Source organism: Chitinivibrionales bacterium, from assembly GCA_014728215.1.
Lineage (GTDB): Bacteria > Fibrobacterota > Chitinivibrionia > Chitinivibrionales > WJKA01 > WJKA01.
The window spans coordinates 1-20,362 of record WJLZ01000141.1 but is presented as its reverse complement, the minus strand read 5'-3'; the positions used below and the strand labels follow the sequence as shown (position 1 = coordinate 20,362).

Annotated in this window: 20 protein-coding genes; 17 read left to right on the top strand and 3 right to left on the bottom strand. The window is 45.5% G+C overall.

Annotated elements, in window-relative coordinates:
• Positions 1-11 precede the first annotated feature (11 nt).
• The 10 genes from GF401_11870 to GF401_11825 all read left to right on the top strand — a co-directional run bounded on the left by GF401_11870 (position 12) and on the right by GF401_11825 (position 10,588).
• Positions 12-467, top strand: coding sequence for a 23S rRNA (pseudouridine(1915)-N(3))-methyltransferase RlmH (locus tag GF401_11870; GenBank protein ID MBD3345749.1), 456 nt, complete (start codon positions 12-14; stop codon positions 465-467).
• Positions 468-484: 17 nt separating this feature from the next.
• On the top strand, positions 485-880 hold the full coding sequence (locus GF401_11865) for a hypothetical protein (GenBank protein ID MBD3345748.1): 396 nt from the start codon (positions 485-487) through the stop codon (positions 878-880).
• 337 nt (positions 881-1,217) lie between these two features.
• Positions 1,218-2,285 carry a type IV pilus assembly protein PilM gene (gene pilM / locus GF401_11860; GenBank protein MBD3345747.1) on the top strand — a complete coding sequence of 356 codons (1,068 nt, stop codon included), beginning with the start codon at positions 1,218-1,220 and terminating at the stop codon, positions 2,283-2,285.
• Entirely contained in the window at positions 2,285-2,884 is a 600-nt protein-coding gene (locus GF401_11855; GenBank protein MBD3345746.1) for a hypothetical protein, read from the top strand. Before pilM ends, GF401_11855 begins: the two co-directional genes overlap by 1 nt.
• Positions 2,853-3,506, top strand: a complete 654-nt coding sequence (gene pilO / locus GF401_11850) for a type 4a pilus biogenesis protein PilO (GenBank protein MBD3345745.1) — start codon at positions 2,853-2,855, stop codon at positions 3,504-3,506. Before GF401_11855 ends, pilO begins: the two co-directional genes overlap by 32 nt.
• A 22-nt stretch (positions 3,507-3,528) precedes the next feature.
• Positions 3,529-5,697, top strand: coding sequence for a hypothetical protein (locus GF401_11845; protein MBD3345744.1), 2,169 nt, complete (start codon positions 3,529-3,531; stop codon positions 5,695-5,697).
• Between the two features lie 2 nt (positions 5,698-5,699).
• Positions 5,700-7,064: a hypothetical protein gene (locus tag GF401_11840; protein MBD3345743.1), complete on the top strand. Its 1,365-nt coding sequence runs from the start codon at positions 5,700-5,702 to the stop codon at positions 7,062-7,064.
• Positions 7,065-7,131: 67 nt separating this feature from the next.
• Entirely contained in the window at positions 7,132-7,512 is a 381-nt protein-coding gene (locus GF401_11835; protein MBD3345742.1) for a hypothetical protein, read from the top strand.
• A 251-nt stretch (positions 7,513-7,763) separates the two neighbouring features.
• Positions 7,764-9,917, top strand: coding sequence for a ribonucleoside triphosphate reductase (locus GF401_11830; protein MBD3345741.1), 2,154 nt, complete (start codon positions 7,764-7,766; stop codon positions 9,915-9,917).
• Positions 9,887-10,588 carry an anaerobic ribonucleoside-triphosphate reductase activating protein gene (locus GF401_11825; protein MBD3345740.1) on the top strand — a complete coding sequence of 234 codons (702 nt, stop codon included), beginning with the start codon at positions 9,887-9,889 and terminating at the stop codon, positions 10,586-10,588. The genes GF401_11830 and GF401_11825 overlap by 31 nt, the downstream gene beginning before the upstream one ends.
• Positions 10,589-10,623: 35 nt before the next feature.
• Here GF401_11825 and GF401_11820 read toward each other — a convergent pair whose 3' ends face one another.
• Both GF401_11820 and GF401_11815 read right to left on the bottom strand, forming a co-directional pair.
• Entirely contained in the window at positions 10,624-11,457 is an 834-nt protein-coding gene (locus tag GF401_11820) for a histidinol-phosphatase HisJ family protein (GenBank protein ID MBD3345739.1), read from the bottom strand.
• Positions 11,458-11,472: 15 nt separating this feature from the next.
• Positions 11,473-12,924, bottom strand: a complete 1,452-nt coding sequence (locus GF401_11815; protein ID MBD3345738.1) for an adenylosuccinate lyase — start codon at positions 12,922-12,924, stop codon at positions 11,473-11,475.
• 216 nt (positions 12,925-13,140) lie between these two features.
• On the opposite strand from GF401_11815, the gene GF401_11810 reads away from it, so the two are divergent.
• Both GF401_11810 and GF401_11805 read left to right on the top strand, forming a co-directional pair.
• A complete protein-coding gene (locus GF401_11810) occupies positions 13,141-14,217 on the top strand; it encodes a tetratricopeptide repeat protein (protein ID MBD3345737.1) in 1,077 nt (358 codons plus the stop codon).
• Between the two features lie 7 nt (positions 14,218-14,224).
• Positions 14,225-15,142 carry a TIGR01212 family radical SAM protein gene (locus tag GF401_11805; GenBank protein ID MBD3345736.1) on the top strand — a complete coding sequence of 306 codons (918 nt, stop codon included), beginning with the start codon at positions 14,225-14,227 and terminating at the stop codon, positions 15,140-15,142.
• Positions 15,143-15,155: 13 nt separating this feature from the next.
• Here the strand turns inward: GF401_11805 and GF401_11800 are convergent, their stop codons facing one another.
• Positions 15,156-16,049: a hypothetical protein gene (locus GF401_11800; protein MBD3345735.1), complete on the bottom strand. Its 894-nt coding sequence runs from the start codon at positions 16,047-16,049 to the stop codon at positions 15,156-15,158.
• A gap of 293 nt (positions 16,050-16,342) precedes the next feature.
• Between GF401_11800 and ribD the strand changes: the two genes are divergently transcribed.
• From ribD to nusB, 5 genes are read left to right on the top strand one after another with little or no spacing between them, the layout of a single operon-like run.
• Positions 16,343-17,479, top strand: coding sequence for a bifunctional diaminohydroxyphosphoribosylaminopyrimidine deaminase/5-amino-6-(5-phosphoribosylamino)uracil reductase RibD (ribD, locus tag GF401_11795; protein MBD3345734.1), 1,137 nt, complete (start codon positions 16,343-16,345; stop codon positions 17,477-17,479).
• A 4-nt stretch (positions 17,480-17,483) separates the two neighbouring features.
• Positions 17,484-18,152 carry a riboflavin synthase gene (locus tag GF401_11790; protein MBD3345733.1) on the top strand — a complete coding sequence of 223 codons (669 nt, stop codon included), beginning with the start codon at positions 17,484-17,486 and terminating at the stop codon, positions 18,150-18,152.
• Complete coding sequence (locus tag GF401_11785; GenBank protein MBD3345732.1) at positions 18,149-19,366, top strand: bifunctional 3,4-dihydroxy-2-butanone-4-phosphate synthase/GTP cyclohydrolase II; 1,218 nt, start codon at positions 18,149-18,151, stop codon at positions 19,364-19,366. The genes GF401_11790 and GF401_11785 overlap by 4 nt, the downstream gene beginning before the upstream one ends.
• Entirely contained in the window at positions 19,354-19,818 is a 465-nt protein-coding gene (locus tag GF401_11780) for a 6,7-dimethyl-8-ribityllumazine synthase (protein MBD3345731.1), read from the top strand. Before GF401_11785 ends, GF401_11780 begins: the two co-directional genes overlap by 13 nt.
• Positions 19,764-20,318, top strand: a complete 555-nt coding sequence (gene nusB, locus GF401_11775; protein ID MBD3345730.1) for a transcription antitermination factor NusB — start codon at positions 19,764-19,766, stop codon at positions 20,316-20,318. The genes GF401_11780 and nusB overlap by 55 nt, the downstream gene beginning before the upstream one ends.
• Positions 20,319-20,362 lie beyond the last annotated feature (44 nt).

Here is a 20,362-nt window from a genome sequence, read left to right as displayed (position 1 = left end):
CGGTAACCCATATGAGCTTTTCCATAGACATACTGGCATGCGGGAAAAAAACGCACTGGATGACCGCAGATATCGAGCGATATGTAAAACTGATTCGCCCTTTCACTCCTCTATACTTTACCTGGGTAAAATGCGGTGCAACCGGTGAAACCCACTCAAAAAAAACATCCGCCACCCTTTCTCAGAATCTGGTTCAGAATGCCTATATCGCAGGCTTGTCTGAAAGGGGAACATTAATGAACAGCATGCAATTTGCCCGCTGGCTCGACGAAAAGAGAGGTCGGGGAAAAACACTCCTCTTTGCCCTTGGTGGCGCCTATGGGTTACCCGAATGGATCGAACGTGAGTGCAATGAGTTTGTCAGCCTTTCGCCCTTAACCTTCCCCCATAAATTGGCATTTCATGTTCTTGTTGAACAGATTTATAGAGCATTTACTATTTTACATAATCATCCTTATCATAAATAAGCTGGGAGCATTATCCGATGCGTTTTTTTTCTGCACTCTGTAGTAATAAAGGTGGCGGTATCTGGTTCCGTATCCTGTTGATTTCCTGTACCTTTGTTATGATAGGCGGGTTGATGTTCATCCTTTTACGGAATCAACAGAAGACGCAGCAGAGCGCACATCGTGAAGCTCTCAAAATTGCTGAAGTCGGATTGCAAAAAGCATTAGAGCAATACCATGCCGATTCAGCTCATTTTACAGAGATCCCCAAAACTTCCTATGATGAAGGCTGGTATATGGTTTCCGTAAAAAAAGACCGGAATACCGATACACTTTTCATTTCTTTTGAATCCGAAGGTCACGTCGGGAAAGTTTCTCAAAAAAAGACGTATGTTCTGCGCCTTCCGGCCGCATCAGACTCATCTCATCTCTGAACAGCGGTTTTTTGTTCGGCATAGTTCGCCTTTTATCTCTCAGAACGGTGTGGTTTGTGTCCCCTGAAAAATAAATAATCAGTCGGATTATAAAAAAAGGTGGAAAATGATGTAAGAAAACTTTACAATATATTGTATTTCCTGCTATTATAAAAAAAACATATGGTAGGGCACATTTTTTAATCCCTGCAATTAGGTTTTTTTATTGACAGGAACCCCGGAAAGTGGGAATAATTATAATGTAACCATTAAGATTCTTTTCGGTTAGGGAGATTACCTGAATTCTGTTCTTAAGTCTTGCGTATAGTTATATCATTTCTAAAGATTTTACAAAAAAATGAACTGGCTTCAAAAATTACGGGGTGAACATACTTCCGTCGGACTCGATATCGGTAACCATTCTCTGAAATTGGCGAAGATACGACATCTACGGCAGGGGTATATATTGGAAGCGACCGGCATAAAAGAGTTGCCGGCAGGTACTATCGAAGGCAGCGAGATTAAAAACAAAGAGACCCTGATCGATTCCATTATGACCCTGGTTAATCAGTGCGATCCATCGATTGTTGAAGTGGTCATGTCCATGTCCGGGCACGGCATTATTTCCGATAAATGCACGTTTAAAATCAATCCCAATGAAAACGCCGAAGAGTTCATTTTATGGGAAGCCGGCCAACGAAGTCCCTTTGATGTTGATGATATTACGCTCGATTATCGAATATTACATCGGAATCACGATACCAATGAAGTTGAGGTTCTTCTGGTTGCCGCAAAAAATCAGATTATGCAGAATTATATCGATCTGCTCTACGATGCGGGACTGAAACCGATTCTTATTGATGTCGATGCCTTTGCCATTAATAATTGTTATGCCCTGGAAGCGCAAAATCGTACTGATTCGGGCGTCGTTATGCTTCTGAACATCGGCCATGATCTCAGCAGTGTTACCTTTATAAAAAACGGTCTTTTCCATTCCTCCCGGGATATCTCCACGGCCGGAGATTTTTTTGTTAAAACCCTGCAGCGGAATACGGGGGTAAGTAGCGAAGAGACGGTGAATATTCTCAAAGGTCGGGGTGATGTTGATATCGATGATCATTTGATACAGCGGAGTATCGAATATGCGGCTGAGGAACTGTCATCGGGAATCGATTTGGCATTTTCCTATTTCAAAAGTTCCGAAAAAAATGAAACTATTGATAAAATAGTGATCAGCGGAGGTGGGGCCTATATCGAAGGCATTAAAGAATATCTGGAAATGCGCCATGAAACCACCGTGCAGATCTCAAATCCACTTTCTTTTTTGCAGTATGATCCCGACCTCTTCGGATCGGTAGATCCGCAGAAAATTTCGGCACTCCTGTCCGTTGCTATTGGGCTCGGGCTCAGGAAAGTGAGCGATTGATGATTGAACGCATCGAAATTAATCTGCTTCCAGCGGAATACCGGGTTCACAAACGAGGGATTCGGCTCCAGCGGGAGATGGTATATCCGATTCTGGGAGTGCTCATGCTCTGGCTGGCGCTGTTTTACATGATTTTCAGCCTTGACGGTGAAATCAGTAAGGTCGAAAATGAAATAAGAATGACCGAACAGAGTATTCAGAAAAACCGGCATATTAAAAATGAGATAAAGAAACTGCAGGCTGCTCGGAAAAATATCGACCAGAAAATACGGGCGTTGCAGCGAATTAATGTCAATAAAGAAAAATGGGTTCGCCTGATGGAAGTGCTATGTGGAAGATTGCCCGAATACAGCTGGTTGACCTCATTGAGAGAAAAGGTGTCGGGAAATACCGCAACCCTTGAGATCGATGGAAGAACATTTTCTTTTCCTGAAGTCGCCAACTATATGTCAAACCTTACCGAAAATGAATACGTTAGCACCGTGGATCTCTCTAATATCGAAGAAATGAAATCCAGTGATATGAAATCATCATACCGTTTCAGTATAATCGCCGATATCAATCCTGATGCCGGTCTTGAAAAACGGGCAACCGAATAAAAGTAAAGGCAGCATTGAGATAAAGATGAATATCCCGAAAATAGATTTTCGAAATCCTAAAATCCGTAACGCGGGAATAGTAATTCTCATCGGACTGGCAGGGGTGCTGCTGCTCTATCAGATGCCCCTGAAGACGAGGCAGAAAGCCCTTAAGGAACTCAATGAAAAACAGAAAAAGAAACAGAACGAACTGAATGTCATTCTTGCTATGAAACCACAGCGGAACAAACTGGTCAAGGATTTGTCACACGATAGTCTTCGGCTTGATTCTTTAAAGTCTATATTTCCCGATCAGAAAGAAATTCCAAAGCTTATTAGAGATGTAACACGGGTTGCCCATGCATCGGGAATCCATACCCGTAAATTCAATCCCCTTCCCGATCTCGAAAAGGAATATTATATCGAAAACCGGTATTCACTGTCGGTGATCGGTGGATATCATCAGTTAGCGCATTTTATCAGTTTTCTGGCCAACCTGCCGTTACTGGTCAATCTCAGCGATGTCTCTTTGATGGCTAACCCCGAGATGCAAAGGACTATTGAGGAGCATGAAAATCACGGGACACCTATACAAACGGTATCGGTCAGTTTTACTATGACAACATTTTCATCAAAAAGGTGATTAGTAACCGCAGGAACTAATTGTGAAACTCATCAGCAAAAATATTCCTTTCCACTGTATCCTCCTCATCCTCTGGATGGCCCTGGGGATATGGAGTAAGACTGCGGTAATTTCCGGAATGAAGGTGGTCAGTGGAAAGCGGGGGCTTGCTCTGGAGATTGAAGCTGATGCTTCCTTTGAGTTGTCCACAAAAATGAAACAGCGCGGCGAAAAACTGACACTGATCATGCCCGGTGCAGTATTCGGATTAACCGATTACACCTATTCATCCTTTCCTGTCGGATCGTTGATACGACGAATCGATGCACAGGAAGTTTTGAAAAAGGACATAGTCGAAATTGTTTGTACCTTCGATTCTCCAATCGAAAACAATGTACGGGTGAAAAAAAAGGATAGCCGATGGTTGATACTTGTTACCGATGAGCCGCAAATCAAATTTTCCTGGATTGCACCGCAGCCAGGCAAACAGGGACAATCGGCTCCCAAACCGCCGAAACCATCGGTAGAACCCAGAGAGCCACAGAAAGCAGAAATGGCTGCGTTAGAAGAAAAAAAAGAACCTGAGCCGGTACCTGAACCGGTACCCCAACCGGCTGTGCCTTCGCCCGCACCGGCGATTCCGGCAAAAAGTGAGATCCAGAACAGTGGGTTCGAAATCAAGTCGAAAATTACAAATTTCCTGATGCTTCATCGTGACAAAGTGAAAAAACTCCATTTCGAATTGGATGCACCCGCTAATGCAGAGGTCAAGCGGGAGAAAGGCATATACAAAATAGCACTTCCCTATACCCGTAGCACTCTCCCGAAAAAGAAATACACACTCTCGGATGGCTATCCATTTTCGACAATATCCTTTAAACAACGAAGGCATAAAAATGTCGAGTGGTGCATTATTTTTGTATCCCTGGAGCCCGGTTATGACGGCAGTATTCTTTTGCAGAAAAGCGCCTCGTCCTTTTCGGTCTATCCTGTCTCGGATATGAAACCCCAATTGACAATATGGGGCGCGTCCACTGGGAAAAAGATCGACTATTCTTTTACCAATCTGCCGTCATATAAGTCCGATTATGACCGGATGACAAAGAAAGTAGAAGCCGCTTCGGAAAAGGATATTCCCGAAGATGCAACCTTTGCCTTGAAAGAGCCAGCGCCAAAAAAAGAGGTTCAGGAACAGCCCCAAAAGAGCTTACAACCTGAACCTGATCCTGAACCACAGGCCCTTCGGAAGCCTGAGCCTGAGCCCGAAGTAAAAGCGACCTCTCCGGTCAGGCTTGTGGTAATAAAAGATAACGTTAATTTTCGGGCAAAACCAGAGGTGAGTGGCAAAAAGACCGTTATTAAACAGCTTCGCCGGGGGACTATGGGAACACAGATCGCCCGGGAAGGTGAGTGGTATAAAGCAGATATGGGCGGTGATGTGGGATGGGTATATCATACGATGGTACAGGACAGTGCAACCATCGACCTCGCATTTTGGAATGAGATAGAATCATCGGAGGAACCATCCGTTGATGCTGAAGAGGAAGAAATACTTGCGGCAATTCAAAAAAAGAGCACCCAGATTCCGCCAATTGAAAGTGAGAGCAAAAATACCATCATCGCACAGACCGAAAGAGGCGGCGTGCCGGCGTTTCGGCAAATTGGGCGGGAAATTCCCGACAGAGATCCGGGCAGAAAGGAGCTGGTCGAGTACCATGTATACGGCAGAGACCCCTTTCTTCCTCTTGAAGAAATCAGCACCGATTCATTACCCGAAGTCGCCAATATCAAACTCGTGGGTGTCCTGCTCGATGAAACTGAACGGCTCGCTCTGGTAGAGGATATCAATGATTCGAAAAACGCCTTTGCTCTGAGAGAAAATGATCCGGTAAGAGGCGGAAGGGTACTGAAAATACAGGACCACAGTATTGTTTTCCTTTTAAATGAACTGGGCATTTCGAGGACCTATGCCTTAAAACTCAACGAAGAGAAACATTCACCGGTGTCGAATTTCAGAGATGGGATGGGCATTTCTTCTCAACAGAGAGCCGGGCAAGATGCTGCTGCCGCTGCTGATGGGGATGCTGATGATGCGCAATCAGGCGCTTCGAATTTGCGAACGCCGAAAACATTCAAGGGCGAACGGCCGCTTCGAAAAATTCCCGATCGGAAATCCGGTTCTTCGGTAAACCCGTCATCTATACCATATTAATAATGGGGTTGAATATGAACACCACACGGCAGAGCGGAAACAGGAGAAATTACAGCATACTTCAGATACTTCTGATATGCTCAATGGTCTTTCCCCTGTTTGCGCAGGAAAGTGAAGAAAGCTTTTATGTGAATGAAGCCGGCATCCGGGCAGAAACCGGTGATCGCGTGATTGCCGACTGGAAATGGCATAATGCCGATGTTCGCTCGGTGTTTAAACAGCTCTCGACCATCAGCGGTGTTGATATTGTTCTTTCCGATGATGTTACCGGTAAAGTATCCCTCTCTGTGACCAATAAAACCTGGAAAGATGTTTTCCATATTATTTGTAGAATCAGAGAACTGGCAGCAGAAAAAGAAGAAGGATATATTTATGTGTTACCTCAGGATATCTACCAGAAGAAACGTCTCGAAAAAGCATCCAATGCCCAGGCTGTCGAGCAACTTGCACCCCTTACCCGCGAGGTTATCCGGCTTGATAATATGACCGCCGAAGAAATGGCCGAATCGGTTGAACAACTCCTCTCGGAGAGGGGCAAGATAACGGTGGTCAGGCATAATAATTCGCTGATTGCGTATGATACTCAGGAAAATATCAGACAGATGATACGTATGATCGAGCAGCTTGATGTGGAAACCGAACAGATATCGATTTCGGCAAAAATTATTGAAGTAAGTTCCGGAGCCATGCAGAACATTGGAATTCAATGGGGAGCCTTTGGTGAACTCGGCGGCAAGCAGGTGAGTGCAGAACACCTGCCCGGTGATAATATTCTTGCCAATGCCCTCGACCGGCTTACCTACGGCGTTCTCTCCCGAGACCGCCTTTCGGTTACCCTCGAATATCTCTTTGAAGACAATAACGGAGAAATTGTCGCTCAACCGCAGATTACAACGGTGGATAATAAAGAAGCGCGTCTCTTCATGGGACAACAGGTGCCGGTGCGGTACCTCGATGAAGCCGGCAATACGGTCATTCGAATGATCGACGCCGGTACCGAACTTATCGTTACTCCCCATGTCACCGGTGAAGGAAGGGTCCTTTTAAGCCTCGAACCGAAAAAGAAATCCTATGAGGCCACAAGCCAGGGGCCAGTGATCAACGAACAGAGCGCCACAACCAATGTGGTTGTTAATGACGGTGAAACTGTCGTTATCGCAGGGTTGACCTCAAATGAGGTCCTTGAAACTGAAGCCGGTATTCCGGTGCTCAAAGAAATACCGCTGATAGGAAACCTCTTTAAACGGTCCCGGAAACAGAATGGAAAAAAGGATCTGATAATATTTGTTACGCCCCATATCATTCAGAAAAACATTGAAGCGGTATCAGTCGACAAAGTTGAAGAAAACGAACAAACAGAGGAGTAGGTTTGTATCGACTCTGATCGATAAAAACTGAATCTCTTGGGGGATTTCTCCAAAGGAGGAGTAGAAAATGAAAAAAACACTCATATTCGGTGTAGCTGTGATGGTTCTTTTAGGTTGTACCGAAAACAAAATAAAAGTCCAGAATGACACCAACGATGAAGTGTTGTTCAATTTCCGGGCAAATGTTTATTCTGTAGCGGCCCTCTCTACTATTGAAGTCTCTGATGAAATTCCTAACGGAACCTATGCCTATACCACGGGGCATCAGCCCTATTCATCAACCGGCGAGCAGATCAATTCGGGCCAGGGACTCACCGGAGACATGTCATTTAACCGTGATAAAACCGAACAGTATATCCTCTACTGGGCTGAAGCCGATACCGGCGGCTATACACTCCATGCCGTAGTTAGCACTACCGACCCCCAGAGAACAGTAACAGCCCCCTGAGCGCTTCCGGAACACTTCTATAGTGATTCTTTTCCCCTTCCGCAAATCAAATGCCCCCTTTCAGATATTTCCCTGAAAAATTTCCAATTTCTTTGTTGACTTCAATCGGCATATATAGTATACTAATTTAGAGCTTTGTGCAAAATGTAGTGTTTTGTTAACTTCTGCTTGTTTTTCCAACTACTCTATATAGTCACGAAAATAATACTCAAGGACCCTTCTAACCTTGTTCCGGGAAGGACTTTACGCCGATGATATCTACAATCAGAAAACGGGATGGAAAGCTTGTAGCCTACGACAGCTACAAAATCGCCAATGCAATTTTCAAAGCCGCCGAAGCTGTTGGAGGAAAAGATTTCGGTCTTGCGCTCTCTTTATCCAAACGTGTTGAAGAGATTGTTTCCAAAAAATTTCATCCCAATTCCATTCCTGCAGTTGAAGAGCTTCAGGATCTGGTTGAAAAGGTACTTATCGAACATGGTCATACCCGGGTAGCAAAAGCCTTTATCCTTTATCGGGAGCAGCATCGTCGTATGCGCGAGGCCCGTGATCTTGCTCTGGATATTTCCCGGACCATGGATGGCTATTTAAAACAGGAAGACTGGCGGGTCAACGAGAATTCGAATGTGAATTACTCTCTCGGCGGTCTGGTGCTTCACAACAGTGGCGCCATTACCGCAAATTACTGGCTTGAAAGTATCTACGATCGAGAGATCTCCGATGCTCATCGAAACGGCGAAATACATATCCACGATCTTAGCATGTTCTCCGGCTATTGCGCCGGCTGGTCACTCCGGCAACTTATTTCCGAGGGACTCGGCGGGGTTAAAGGAAAGATCTCATCACGCCCACCCAAACATCTTTCAACACTGATTCAGCAGATGGTCAATTTTCTGGGAATACTCCAGAATGAATGGGCAGGAGCACAGGCGTTTTCTTCTTTCGATACCTATCTTGCGCCTTTTGTAAAAGTAGACAACCTTTCCTACGAAGACGTGAAACAATGCATTCAGTCTTTTATTTTCGGTGTTAATACACCATCGCGGTGGGGGTCTCAGGCACCATTTACCAATATTACCCTAGACTGGGTGGTTCCCGGTGATCTAAAAGATCAGCCCGCAATTGTCGGTGGCCAGCCTCTGGATATTACCTACGGCCAGTGTCAGAAAGAAATGGATATGATTAACAAGGCGTTTTTGGAAGTCCTTATTTCGGGTGATGCCGAAGGCCGTGGATTTTCATATCCTATTCCAACGTATAATATTACCGAAAATTTCAACTGGAACAGCGAAAATGCCGAATTGCTGTTTACCATGACCGGTAAATACGGTACCCCTTATTTCCAGAATTTTATCAATTCTTCGCTTAATCCTGGTGATGTTCGCTCCATGTGCTGCCGTCTGCAGCTTGATAAACGTGAACTCCGCAACCGTGGAGGAGGCCTTTTCGGCGCCGATGAATTTACCGGCTCTATCGGAGTCGTTACTATCAATCTCCCCCGAATCGGCTATCTCTCATCATCGCGGGAAGACTATTTCAGCCAGCTCGATCATTTTATGGATGTTGCCAAAAATTCGTTGGAAATTAAACGGCGGGTCATTACCAGTCTCATGAACAATGGCCTCTTTCCCTATACACGACGGTATTTGCGCCATTGGAATAACCACTTCTCGACAATCGGTCTGATCGGTATGAACGAATCAACAATAAATTTCATAGAAAAAGACCTCTCTCATACCGAAGCCCGGGAATTTGCCATGGAAGTTCTTGATCATATGCGTAACAAGATGATCGCCTATCAGGAAGAGACCGGTCATTTGTATAATCTTGAAGCCACTCCCGGTGAGGGAACATCATACCGCCTTGCAAAAACCGACCATGATAAATTCTCCCGAATGATTATTCCGGGCGGTGACAGCCCTTATTATACCAACTCCACGCAGCTTCCTGTGAATACTACCACCGATCTGTTTGAAGCCCTCGACATGCAGAACGGAATCCAGAAAAAGTATACGGGTGGAACGGTTTTTCATGCCTTTATCGGTGAAGCTATCGATGACATTGAAGTTACCAAAAAGTTGGTAAGGAAAATTGCCGAAAATTATCAGGTCCCTTATTTTACGTTGTCGCCCACATTTTCGATCTGCAGTAATCACGGCTATCTGAAAGGCGAGCATTTTGCCTGTCCGACCTGCGGCGAAGAGACCGAAGTCTATTCACGGATCGTGGGTTACTACCGGCCGGTGCAAAACTGGAATCTCGGCAAAAAATCCGAGTATAAAAACCGGAAAACCTATCAGGTTGATTCCACATTTCGGAATAACAAACCAACACTGCATGCTCAAACCGCAGTTATAGCGGAAGATGAATCTGTATGCGAGACCTCCCAGTCGGTGGCTGGCTAAAAAATTCCTTTATCGATTTCCCGGGGACAGTTTCGACTGTCCTTTTTTTCTCAGGCTGCAATCTCAGGTGTGGATTCTGTCATAATCCCACGCTGGTGACTGGGGAATACACCGAACCGCTAAGTGTTGAGGAATTCGATACCTTTCTTGCCGGGCGGCAGGGGCTCATTGAAGGTGTTGTGCTCAGTGGGGGAGAACCGGCACTCCATCCCGAAGCCGCCAAATTATGTGTTACCCTGGCACGAGAAAAAGGATATAAAATCAAATTGGATACAAACGGCATGAAACCCGAAATTATCGGTAAACTCGCCCCCGACTACCTTGCCCTTGATGTTAAAACACTGCCGGAAAAATATCGAGGCATGCTTAAGGCGCCCTGTGAAGATGCAGGTAAAAGATTGTTGCAATCAATCGAAATTGCAAAAACCATGAAAGATGCTGCCGAAATAAGAATTACCGTTGTTCCCGGATTGATCGACAGAAAAAGCATCGAAAAAATAGGCCGCCTCTGCCATGGTGTTCATCGAATATTCCTGCAACCCATGCAGCAAAATGTCGAATTACTCGATCCTGCCTATACCAGTATCACTCCCTTTTCCCATAATGAGATTGTTGAATTCAAAGATATTCTGCAAGAGTATACAGAAACCTGCTCGATTCGAAAGGGGTAGGAAGCCGGCTTTGCACAAATTGATTTGTGCAAAGATCAGTCGTATCCCAGGGGTATTTTTCCTCTTTTTTTACGGGTAAATACCGAGACATTTTTTATTCCCCAGTGCCTGAGATACTCGATAAGCTGGGGGAAGATTTTTGCCACATGAGCAGGAGAATGGGCGTCGGAGCCGATGGTGATCGGGACTTTATACTCCTTTATCGCTTTTACCATATGCTCAAAGGGGTCGCCGCCTCTTACCTGATACAACTGAGACCATAGATAGCCGTTGGCATTTATTTCAATACATGAATTCGATTGCGCGGCGCAGGCAACTGTTTCATTGATTAACTTAAAAACATCGATGGTTTTCCGCCGGGGCCATTTCGTATATCGCCATATGAAATCCAGATGGGCTAACGTTTGAAACGTATCCGACTTTAAACATTCACAGGCCTGAATAAAATATTCGGCGAAAATTTTACTTGTATCGTCAACGGAAGTCTCTGCAAGATGGCGCCATCCGAACCTGGGTATACAGTGGAGAGATCCTAAAAGGAAATCAAAAGGAAACTGATCGGTTATTTTTTCGGCAATATCTTCAACACCTGCTACATAATCGACTTCAAGACCGATCTTGATCGTAATATCGTCTTTATAAGCATCTTGCAGTCCTGAAATTTCTTCAAAGTAGCGTTCACAGGCAGCTTCATCCATTCCCCAATCCCAGTAGCGACGTTTTTGTGAACGGGAAAGATAATAGCGACCAAGGTGGTCGGCAAAACCGATTTCCGTCAATTCGGCCGCTATGGCCGATTCGATATACTCGACAATCTTACCCTGAGCATGACCGCAATAGGGGGTGTGAACATGATAATCGACAAGCACGAGTAGTCCTTTATGTTATACCTTCACCGAAGCAGCCGATGCACTGCCGAAGTGAGCCGATTCTTGTAAAAGCGGTTCGATTCGTTCTTCAATAAATTCTACAATCTGTTCGGGCGCTCTTCCAACAAATTCCGAAACTTTCAGTATGCGGTCGAGATCTTTCCGTGTGATCCCGAATGACGGATCAGAAACAATTCTTTCCAAAAGATCATTCTCTCCACCTTCCATTTTGACTTTTTTTGCCGCTTCCTGAGAGTGCACCCGGATACGTTCGTGAAGCTCCTGACGGTTGCCGCCTTTCTGTACTCCCTCCATAAGGATGTTCTCGGTAGCCATAAAAGGAAGCTCCTGAAGGATATGCTTTTCAATGACCTTCGGATAAACAACCAGGCCGTTGCAAATATCATGAGCTAGAATACAACAGGCATCGGCGGCAAGAAATGATTCGGGAATGGATATCCGTTTGTTTGCCGAATCGTCGAGTGTTCGCTCGAACCACTGCTCTGCGGCAGTCATTGCCGGCGACTGGGCGAGACTGATGATTAAACGGGAAAGGGATGTCAGCCGTTCCGATCGCATCGGATTTCGCTTATAGGCCATCGCAGAGCTGCCGATCTGTTTCGTGCCGAAAGGCTCTTCGATCTCTTTGAGGTTCTGCAGCAGCCTGATATCGTTTGCGATTTTGTGAAGAGTCTGGGCGAGTCCCGATAACAGTGCAGTAATTCGGGCGTCGATTTTACGCGTATAGGTCTGACCAGTTACCGGAATAAGGCGCTCGAAACCCATTTTCTTTGCTACCATGATGTCCAGTTGCTTGACTTTTTCGTGGTTGCCGTTAAATAGTTTCAGATAACTGGCCTGAGTGCCGGTGGTACCTTTTGCTCCCCGGAACGGCAGTCCGGTAACAAATGCAACGAGTTCCTCGAGATCCATTGAGGCATCATAGAGCCACAGGCACGCTCTTTTACCGATTGTGGTGAGCTGTGCAGGCTGATAGTGAGTGAATCCCAGGGTGGCGGTTGACTGCTGTTTCAACGCAAAATCTTTCAGTGCCTCCATAACCTTTCTGAGTCGCCTGATTATGAGAATGGTTGCCTCTTTTATCTGAATCAGATCGGTATTATCGCCTACAAATGCCGATGTTGCACCAAGATGGATGATCGGTTTGGCTTTGGGGCATATATCACCATAGGTATGAACATGTGCCATCACATCATGACGCATTTTTCGTTCGTAGTCGTTCGCCTTTTCGTAGTCGATCGAGAATATATTCGCTTTCATTTCCTCGATTTGTTCATCAGTAATCGGTATGCCGAGGTCCTTTTCGCTTTCAGCTAAAGCAAGCCAGAGTTTTCGCCAGGTAGAAAACTTGTAATCGGATGAAAAAATTTTCGACATCTCATTACTCGAATAGCGCTCAATAAGCGGATTAGTATAAACCGAGGTCGATTTTGGAAAATTTGCCATAAAATGTTCCTTTGAATGAATAAGTAGGTATTATCCATGAAAACACATCTTTTCAGGGGTTTTTGAAAATAGTTAATCACCACTGCAGGAATAGCAATTCCAACAAAAGCAAAATAACTCTTGATACTTTTCATAAGGAGTGTTATTTTTCTGACTATAGGAATCTTTTGTGTTTCTATATATTAATGATACCTAAATAAAAGGGAGGAGGCTGGAATGCGTAGCATTATCTGGCGAGCGGTTGTAAGTCTGTTGGTCGTTTTAGCAGTTAATTCCTATTCACAGTCCACCGAAGATCTCATGAGTTCTGGTGGTGAATTACTTCGAAGCGGCGCCTATGGTCAGGCGGTTACTCAGTTCCGAAAGGTATTGGCCCGCGATCCGGGTAACTTTGAAGCGCAGTTTAATGTTGCCCTTTCCTATCTTCTCTGGCAGCGATACAACGATGCCATTCAGGAATTCAATAAAGCTGCCGGTATCAATCCTCGAAGTTCTGAGGTCTGGGCGAATCTTGGCGTTGCCTATGAGAGGCTGGGACAAACCGGGAAGGCTATCGATTGTCTTGTTGAAGCCGTCAACCTAAATCCCGGTAACATCGAAGCCCGAGTTAACCTGGCTTCCATGTATGCCAATATGGATCGCGCCAATGAAGCGATCAACCAGTTTAAGGAAGTCGTCATGATTGATGGTTCCAATACTGTCGCTTTAACCAACCTTGCCAAACTCCTTGTCGGGGAAAAAAAGATCGATGAAGCCAAGCACTATCTCCGTGAGGTAATTGCTTTCGATCCCAATAGTGCCGAAGCATACTGGGTGTTGGGAAATATCTATCGCGACCAGGAAAAAAACTTCGATGAAGCTGTCAAAAAATATAATATTGCCATCAAACTTGAGCCTAACTCTCCGGCATATTATCAAAGCCTGGCCCTTCTCTATGAAGAGCAGGATAAAGTCGATGAAGCTATTGAGGTTTACGAAGACGGCCTGGTCTATATCGACGATGCTCTTAAAAAGGAAAAGATTCAGGAAAGAATCATTGTGTTGAAAAACTCCGATTCCGGTGCTAAAGCAAAATCCAAAGAAATCGCCTTTGAAAAGGAAAATAAAGAAGAAGTAAACAGGCTCAAACAGGAACTCAGGGGCAGCGAAGAAAAAGAAGAGACAAAGACCATGGATGTCGGTACTTTCGACATAATGTCTGATCTTGAAGGTATTGGTGGTGATGAAAGCGATCAAAGCTCGCTTTTTGATCTGAAAGAAGAGGCCAAAAAAAAAGCTAAAGAAAAGGAATAAGCAACGTCTGTCAAATTTTGTGGAACACTATAACTCCTATCGCTCCTATCTCAAAGAGCGATTTTCCACGCCGGTTTTAAAGGTTCCGATAAACGGAGGTTTTTCCTGTCCCAATCGAGACGGTACAATCAGTCGTGAGGGATGTCTCTTTTGTGATAACCGTTCATTCAGCCCTGCGGCACAAAATATTGACTCTCCTCTGGAACAGCTGAAAAACAGCATTGCGCGAGCAGAAAAGTATTCGGCCATTCTCCCCTATCTCCAGCCCTTTACAAATACCTATGGCTCCGTTGAGTATCTGAAATCGGTATATGAACCACTTATTTGTCTTCCGAAAGTTGTTGGTCTTGCAATAGGAACTCGTCCCGATTGTTTCAATGAAGAAATCTATTCGTATCTCAAGGATCTGGAGACCAGGACATATCTCAACGTCGAACTGGGACTCCAGAGTTCCCATCCCGAGACCCTGCGGCGTATCAACAGGGGGCATGGATGGGATGAATTTGTAAAGTGTGTAAACGAATTGGCGTCAAAAAATATTGAAACAGTCGCCCATATAATAATCGGTCTTCCGGGAGAAACGCCTGATATGATATATACCACCGCCCGGAAACTGGCATCGCTCCCCCTGACCGGAATAAAAATCCATCAACTGATGATCATTAAAGGTACTCCTTTCGAATCGTGGTATATATCGGGGAAGGCGGTACCTCTTTCATTACCTGCCTATGCCAAACTGGTGGGCGAGGTCATTTCATTTCTTAATCCGAAACAGCATATCCACCGGGTGCTTGCTGACTCCCGCCCCGAGTATGGTCTCATTGCTCCTCTCTGGAGCGCTGAGAAGCTTAAATCACTCAACTATATCAGATCATACATGGATAAAAACAGTATTGTGCAGGGATCTAAATTTCCCCGGTCCTGAATAATCATGGGAGTTATTCTGGACCAGCATCCTGTATTCCATCAACGGGCGGCGTGGCAGGAGCAAGGTCTTCAATGATTTCAGAAATTTCAGGCTGAAGTGAATCTTGAGAACTTGCCGATTCTTTAACAATCTGAGCAGGTTTTTCGTTCTCCACCGACTCTGCCGGCTGAGTGGAAGTGGTTGGTTCGACCGGCGCCGGCTTCTTGACAGGCTCTGCAGGTTGAGGTGTTGCGGATGGAGTTTGCGGAGACCGTGTGCGGGGTGAAATGGTCTGAGACTGTGCCGGTTTTGCAGCAGACTCCCTGGATGTTGGTGAGACGGATGTGTGTGTTCTGGGCCGGGAGCGACTGGACTGAGAAGTCGCGCTTCTTCGAGAGCCAGGTTGATCATCACTTATCATTCCGGAAGAGACAGTAGAATCATTTCGATTCTCTGTCGAGTCGGCCTCAGGATTACTGGTGTCGGAGACTGCCCTATGAGCAGCCATTTGTTCTCTGGGTAAAGACGGCTGATCTTTCGAACCGACCGGCAGATTGAATACGGATGTGTAGTAGGGGGATGAATAGGTGATATGTATGCTGGTATTGCTTGCAAGCATGGTAATGTGGAGTGCCCCTGCGAGAAGAATACAAACACTCACGAATAGGACGGCTTTTGCCCACCGTGTGCGTTTCAGTGTCAATCTCATCCAGAAAAACCAGGAAAAATTTTTACGGGCCCGATGGAGGCGGCTGTATTCTTTCTGTAGATACGATTGTAGGCGGTTGCTGAAATCCGGAAATTTATTTGCGGGAGCATCCTCTAAATTGAATTCTTCTGTCTCTGCTTTCTCATCAATCTGGAGTAATCGCTTTTTCTGATGTTCAAACCAGAGTTCGGGAGGGATCGTAATACTGCTTTTCATCAGATTATGATATACCTTCCCGAAAAAGGGTAGCAGCAACAAAACGGTTTCTTCATGACCATAATGTAAGTTTCGAAATTCGATGTATGTTTCGTGAGCTTCGGAAGTAAAAAGCGAATAAAAGGCTGTGGGATCTCCTCGGGAAGCTGTTTTGAGAAGTATTTCGGTAGAACTTAGAGATTTTTTCATAATTCACAATTCACAATCGGTATATTTCAAGGATTTTAAAGAGAGCGGGACTGTTGTAGAACAGATCACGCACGAGGTATTTTTGACGGCCAGTATTTTTGTATATGCCGGCTACCGTTAATTCGTGCAGGAAAAATATATCAATGGAGCGTTTTACCGAAAGAGACAAATTTTTTATGCGCACTGCGCTCGAGTGCGCCGACAGGGTCAAAGGCTATACTTTCCCCAACCCGGCTGTTGGTGCAGTGCTTGTGAAAAAAAATAAAATTGTCGGTAAAGGCGCAACCGCTCCCTGGGGAGGGGACCATGCCGAGGTCCAGGCAATAAAAGCAGCCGGCAGCAATGCTGGAAAAAGCACCCTTTATTTAACATTGGAACCCTGTTGCCATTTCGGTAAAACGCCGCCCTGTACCGATGCCGTTATAGGAGCCGGCATTGCAAAGGTCTATATAGGTATCCAGGATCCCAATCCGCTGGTTAATGGAAAGGGGATTAAAAAACTCCGGGGGGCAGAAATATCTGTTCGTACCGGGCTTTTAAAAGATGATGTCCGGAAACACCACGAAGCATATTGCTGGTGGATACAGAAAAAAACACCCTGGGTGGCTTTGAAAATGGCACTTACCCTCGACGGCAGAATAGCCGATAAGTTATCTAATTCTCAATGGATTACATCAAAGGAATCCCGTACCCGGGTTCATGACTTGCGAAGGCAGCACGCCGGAATTGCTGTAGGAGCAGGAACTTTTAAAGTCGACAACCCCCGACTCACAGTCCGTCACGGAAAAGGAAAAAATCCTGTTCGATTTATTTTCACGTCTTCCCAAAACCTGCCGATACATAAAGCTTTCCTGGATGATCTTGAGTCGGTGAGAAGCATCATGGTGATTTCGGGTGATAGGCCCCGTGAAAAAAAGAGATTGAAAAGCGGTGTGGAGGTCTGGCATACCGGCGCGGCCGACTATAAAAAAAGTATGCGTGCTTTTTTTTCCATGGCCTACGACGAGCATATCACCAGTATTCTTTTTGAGGGAGGAGCGAAGATCGCTTCATTTTTAATGGAAAACCATCTGGTAAACCGGCTCTATCTATTTTATGGGAACAAAATAGTGGGAGGCGGCCCCTGCGCTATGCAGTTCGAAAAAGGCTTGAATATCAACACATGTTATTGTCTTGCCGATTTGGAAATCAGACAACTCAAGGATAATATTTTTGTAACCGGGATACCCAACTGGAAATAATGAGATGTTTACAGGATTAATTGAAACAACCGGCCTGATAAAACGAATTAATAAAAATGACAGGTCAGTTTCGCTGGAGGTCGAGCCTCTCCGGGACGATTTCGATGTACAGTTAGGGCAGAGTGTTGCAATAGACGGCGTCTGTCTTACCGTTGAATCAATTCGTGGTAAACGCTTTCGATTAACCGCGGTAGCAGAAACGCTCTCTCGCACAACACTTTCGAGGGCACGAGAAGGGATATGCGTTAATCTCGAGCGTTCACTTCGTGTTTCCGACCGTCTCGATGGGCATTTTGTTCTTGGCCATGTCGATTGTGTGGGTTCGGTTATTTCCGATCGCCATGTCGGTAACAGTATTGTGCGTACGATCCAGATTCCACCGGAATATCACCACATTCTGGCCGAAAAGGGCTCTGTCGCTGTCGACGGTATCAGTTTGACAATCGCCGAGAGTAAAAAGGATTCAATTTCAATATCTTTTATTCCCTATACCATGGGCGCCACAAATGCACAGAATAAGAAAAGCGGTGATCGCGTGAATATTGAATGTGATATTGTGGCTCGATATATTTTCCATCTGATAAAAAGCGGCATCGATATCGGTGCTGCAGGCAAAACGCCCCCGCCAAGCGGAACTACGTTACTCGATAAACTGGAGAGCTGGGAGCTGTGAAGTCCTTGAAATCTATTGAAAAAATTATTGCCGAGTTTAAAAAAGGCAAATTCGTTATAATCGTTGATGATGAAAATCGGGAAAATGAGGGAGACCTCGTTTGTGCATCGGAAAAATGCTCGGCCGAGAAAATCAATTTCATGGCACGATACGGAAGAGGACTTATCTGCATTGCCCTTGAAGGTAAGCGGCTCGATGATCTCCGTATACCAAATATGGTAAGCGATAATACTTCCCGGTTTGAGACGGCCTTCACCATCTCGGTAGAGGCGCGGGAAGGAACTACCACCGGTATTTCCGCGCACGATCGGGCAACCACGGTTAAAAAGCTGGTCGACCCTTCCGCAACACCCCAGGATTTTGTCCGTCCCGGCCATATGTTCCCTCTTCGAGCCCGTGAGGGCGGCGTTTTAGTACGAAGCGGCCAGACTGAAGCTGCTGTTGATATCGCCCGTCTTGCCGGTTTATACCCTAGTGGTGTCATTTGCGAGATAATGAAAGACGACGGCACCATGGCCCGTATGCCCGATCTGAAAAAATTCTCCGAAAAGCATTCAATTCCAATTGTTTCGGTCGCCGATCTGATTCGATACCGTACTGCCCGCGAAAATCTCGTTCGGTGTGAAGCATCGGCCATGCTTCCCACCCAATTCGGTAATTTTACTATTAAATATTTTGAAGACACCGTCTCTCATATCGCGCATATCGTGCTGCAGAATGGTGAAATCGATTCGAATACACCGGTGTTGGTCCGGGTTCATTCCGAATGCTTTACCGGCGATCTCCTCAACTCCATCCGGTGCGATTGCCGGGAACAGTTGCATCATGCCCTGGAGCGAATCGGAAAAGAGGGCGGGGTCCTTTTATACCTTCGTCAGGAGGGAAGGGGAATCGGTCTGCTCAATAAAATCAAAGCCTACGCACTTCAGGACCAGGGAATGGACACTGTCGAAGCAAACGAACATCTCGGCTTTCCTGCCGACCTGCGGGATTACGGCATCGGCGCACAGATATTAACCCAACTGGGAATAAAAAAGATCCGTCTTATGACCAATAATCCCCGCAAGATTATCGGCCTTGAAGGATATGGAATAGAGATAGTTGAACGAGTGTCGATACAAATACCCCCGCGAAAGGAAAATGCAAAATATCTCGGTACCAAAAAAGATAAGCTTGGTCACCTTCTCGAAAGGAATACTATATGTCAGCCATAGTTGAAGGAAAACTGGATGCCTCGGGAAAAAGGTTTGCCATTGTCATCAGCCGGTTTAACGAGTTGATTTCCAAAAAGCTGCTCGAGGGCGCCATTGATTGTCTGGTTCGCCACAATGCCGATGATAAGGACCTGAGCTTTGTCTGGGTACCTGGAGCATTTGAAATTCCCCTGGCGGCAAAACGGTTGGTCCAGGCAAAAAAACATGAGGCCGTCATTTGCCTGGGTGCAGTTATCCGGGGAAGTACTCCTCACTTTGATTATGTTGCCGCGGAAGCATCAAAGGGAATCGCCGCTGTCGGGCTCGAATCAAACGTACCGGTTATCTACGGGGTTTTGACCACCGATACTGTCGAACAGGCTATCGAACGAGCCGGCACCAAAGCAGGTAATAAAGGATGGCATGCAGCTTTGTCGGCAATCGAAATGGCCGATCTCTTTACGAAAATATAGGAAACAGTGAATCACACATCATTTGCCAAACAACTGAAGAGACTATGACTAACCGAAGAAAATCAAGAGAACTGGCCCTTCAAACCCTCTATGCGGCTGAAGCAAGGCGTGACTCATCTTATGCTCACATCATGAAGAATATTGCAGATTCGGGAGATTACAGCCCTGAGGCACGGGAGTATTGCCTCAAATTGCTCGAAAAGGTATTTATCCATAAAGAGCAACTCGATTCCCTTATTCAATCTCATGCCGCTAACTGGGATTTAGTACGCATGGCCGCAATCGATCGTAATGTTATGCGGACTGCGGTTGCGGAATTGCTTTTTTTTACTAAGATACCATACAAAGTCGTAATAGATGAAGCCGTCGAAATCGCCAAAGAATATGGAACCGACGACTCTGGACGATTTGTGAACGGAATCCTCGATTCGATCTACAAAACATTATCTGAGAAAGGAAAGGAAGTTCTTTCACATGGAACAGATAGCCCTTCTTCATAGGAAAAACAACAGAATGTTCGCATTGCTGGTTTTTTTCCTAGCCT

What these genes read in the sequence shown, in the direction of transcription:
- ribD (MBD3345734.1), top strand. Translation starts at nt 16,343, where the DNA reads ATGCCGGCTACCGTTAATTCGTGCAGGAAAAATATATCAATGGAGCGT.
- GF401_11835 (MBD3345742.1), top strand. Translation starts at nt 7,132, where the DNA reads ATGAAAAAAACACTCATATTCGGTGTAGCTGTGATGGTTCTTTTAGGT.
- GF401_11790 (MBD3345733.1), top strand. Translation starts at nt 17,484, where the DNA reads ATGTTTACAGGATTAATTGAAACAACCGGCCTGATAAAACGAATTAAT.
- nusB (MBD3345730.1), top strand. Translation starts at nt 19,764, where the DNA reads ATGGCATGCAGCTTTGTCGGCAATCGAAATGGCCGATCTCTTTACGAA.
- pilM (MBD3345747.1), top strand. Translation starts at nt 1,218, where the DNA reads ATGAACTGGCTTCAAAAATTACGGGGTGAACATACTTCCGTCGGACTC.
- GF401_11855 (MBD3345746.1), top strand. Translation starts at nt 2,285, where the DNA reads ATGATTGAACGCATCGAAATTAATCTGCTTCCAGCGGAATACCGGGTT.
- GF401_11825 (MBD3345740.1), top strand. Translation starts at nt 9,887, where the DNA reads ATGCGAGACCTCCCAGTCGGTGGCTGGCTAAAAAATTCCTTTATCGAT.
- GF401_11870 (MBD3345749.1), top strand. Translation starts at nt 12, where the DNA reads ATGAGCTTTTCCATAGACATACTGGCATGCGGGAAAAAAACGCACTGG.
- GF401_11840 (MBD3345743.1), top strand. Translation starts at nt 5,700, where the DNA reads ATGGGGTTGAATATGAACACCACACGGCAGAGCGGAAACAGGAGAAAT.
- GF401_11830 (MBD3345741.1), top strand. Translation starts at nt 7,764, where the DNA reads ATGATATCTACAATCAGAAAACGGGATGGAAAGCTTGTAGCCTACGAC.
- GF401_11810 (MBD3345737.1), top strand. Translation starts at nt 13,141, where the DNA reads ATGCGTAGCATTATCTGGCGAGCGGTTGTAAGTCTGTTGGTCGTTTTA.
- GF401_11865 (MBD3345748.1), top strand. Translation starts at nt 485, where the DNA reads ATGCGTTTTTTTTCTGCACTCTGTAGTAATAAAGGTGGCGGTATCTGG.
- GF401_11800 (MBD3345735.1), bottom strand. Translation starts at nt 16,049, where the DNA reads ATGAAAAGCAGTATTACGATCCCTCCCGAACTCTGGTTTGAACATCAG.
- GF401_11780 (MBD3345731.1), top strand. Translation starts at nt 19,354, where the DNA reads ATGTCAGCCATAGTTGAAGGAAAACTGGATGCCTCGGGAAAAAGGTTT.
- pilO (MBD3345745.1), top strand. Translation starts at nt 2,853, where the DNA reads ATGCCGGTCTTGAAAAACGGGCAACCGAATAAAAGTAAAGGCAGCATT.
- GF401_11815 (MBD3345738.1), bottom strand. Translation starts at nt 12,924, where the DNA reads ATGGCAAATTTTCCAAAATCGACCTCGGTTTATACTAATCCGCTTATT.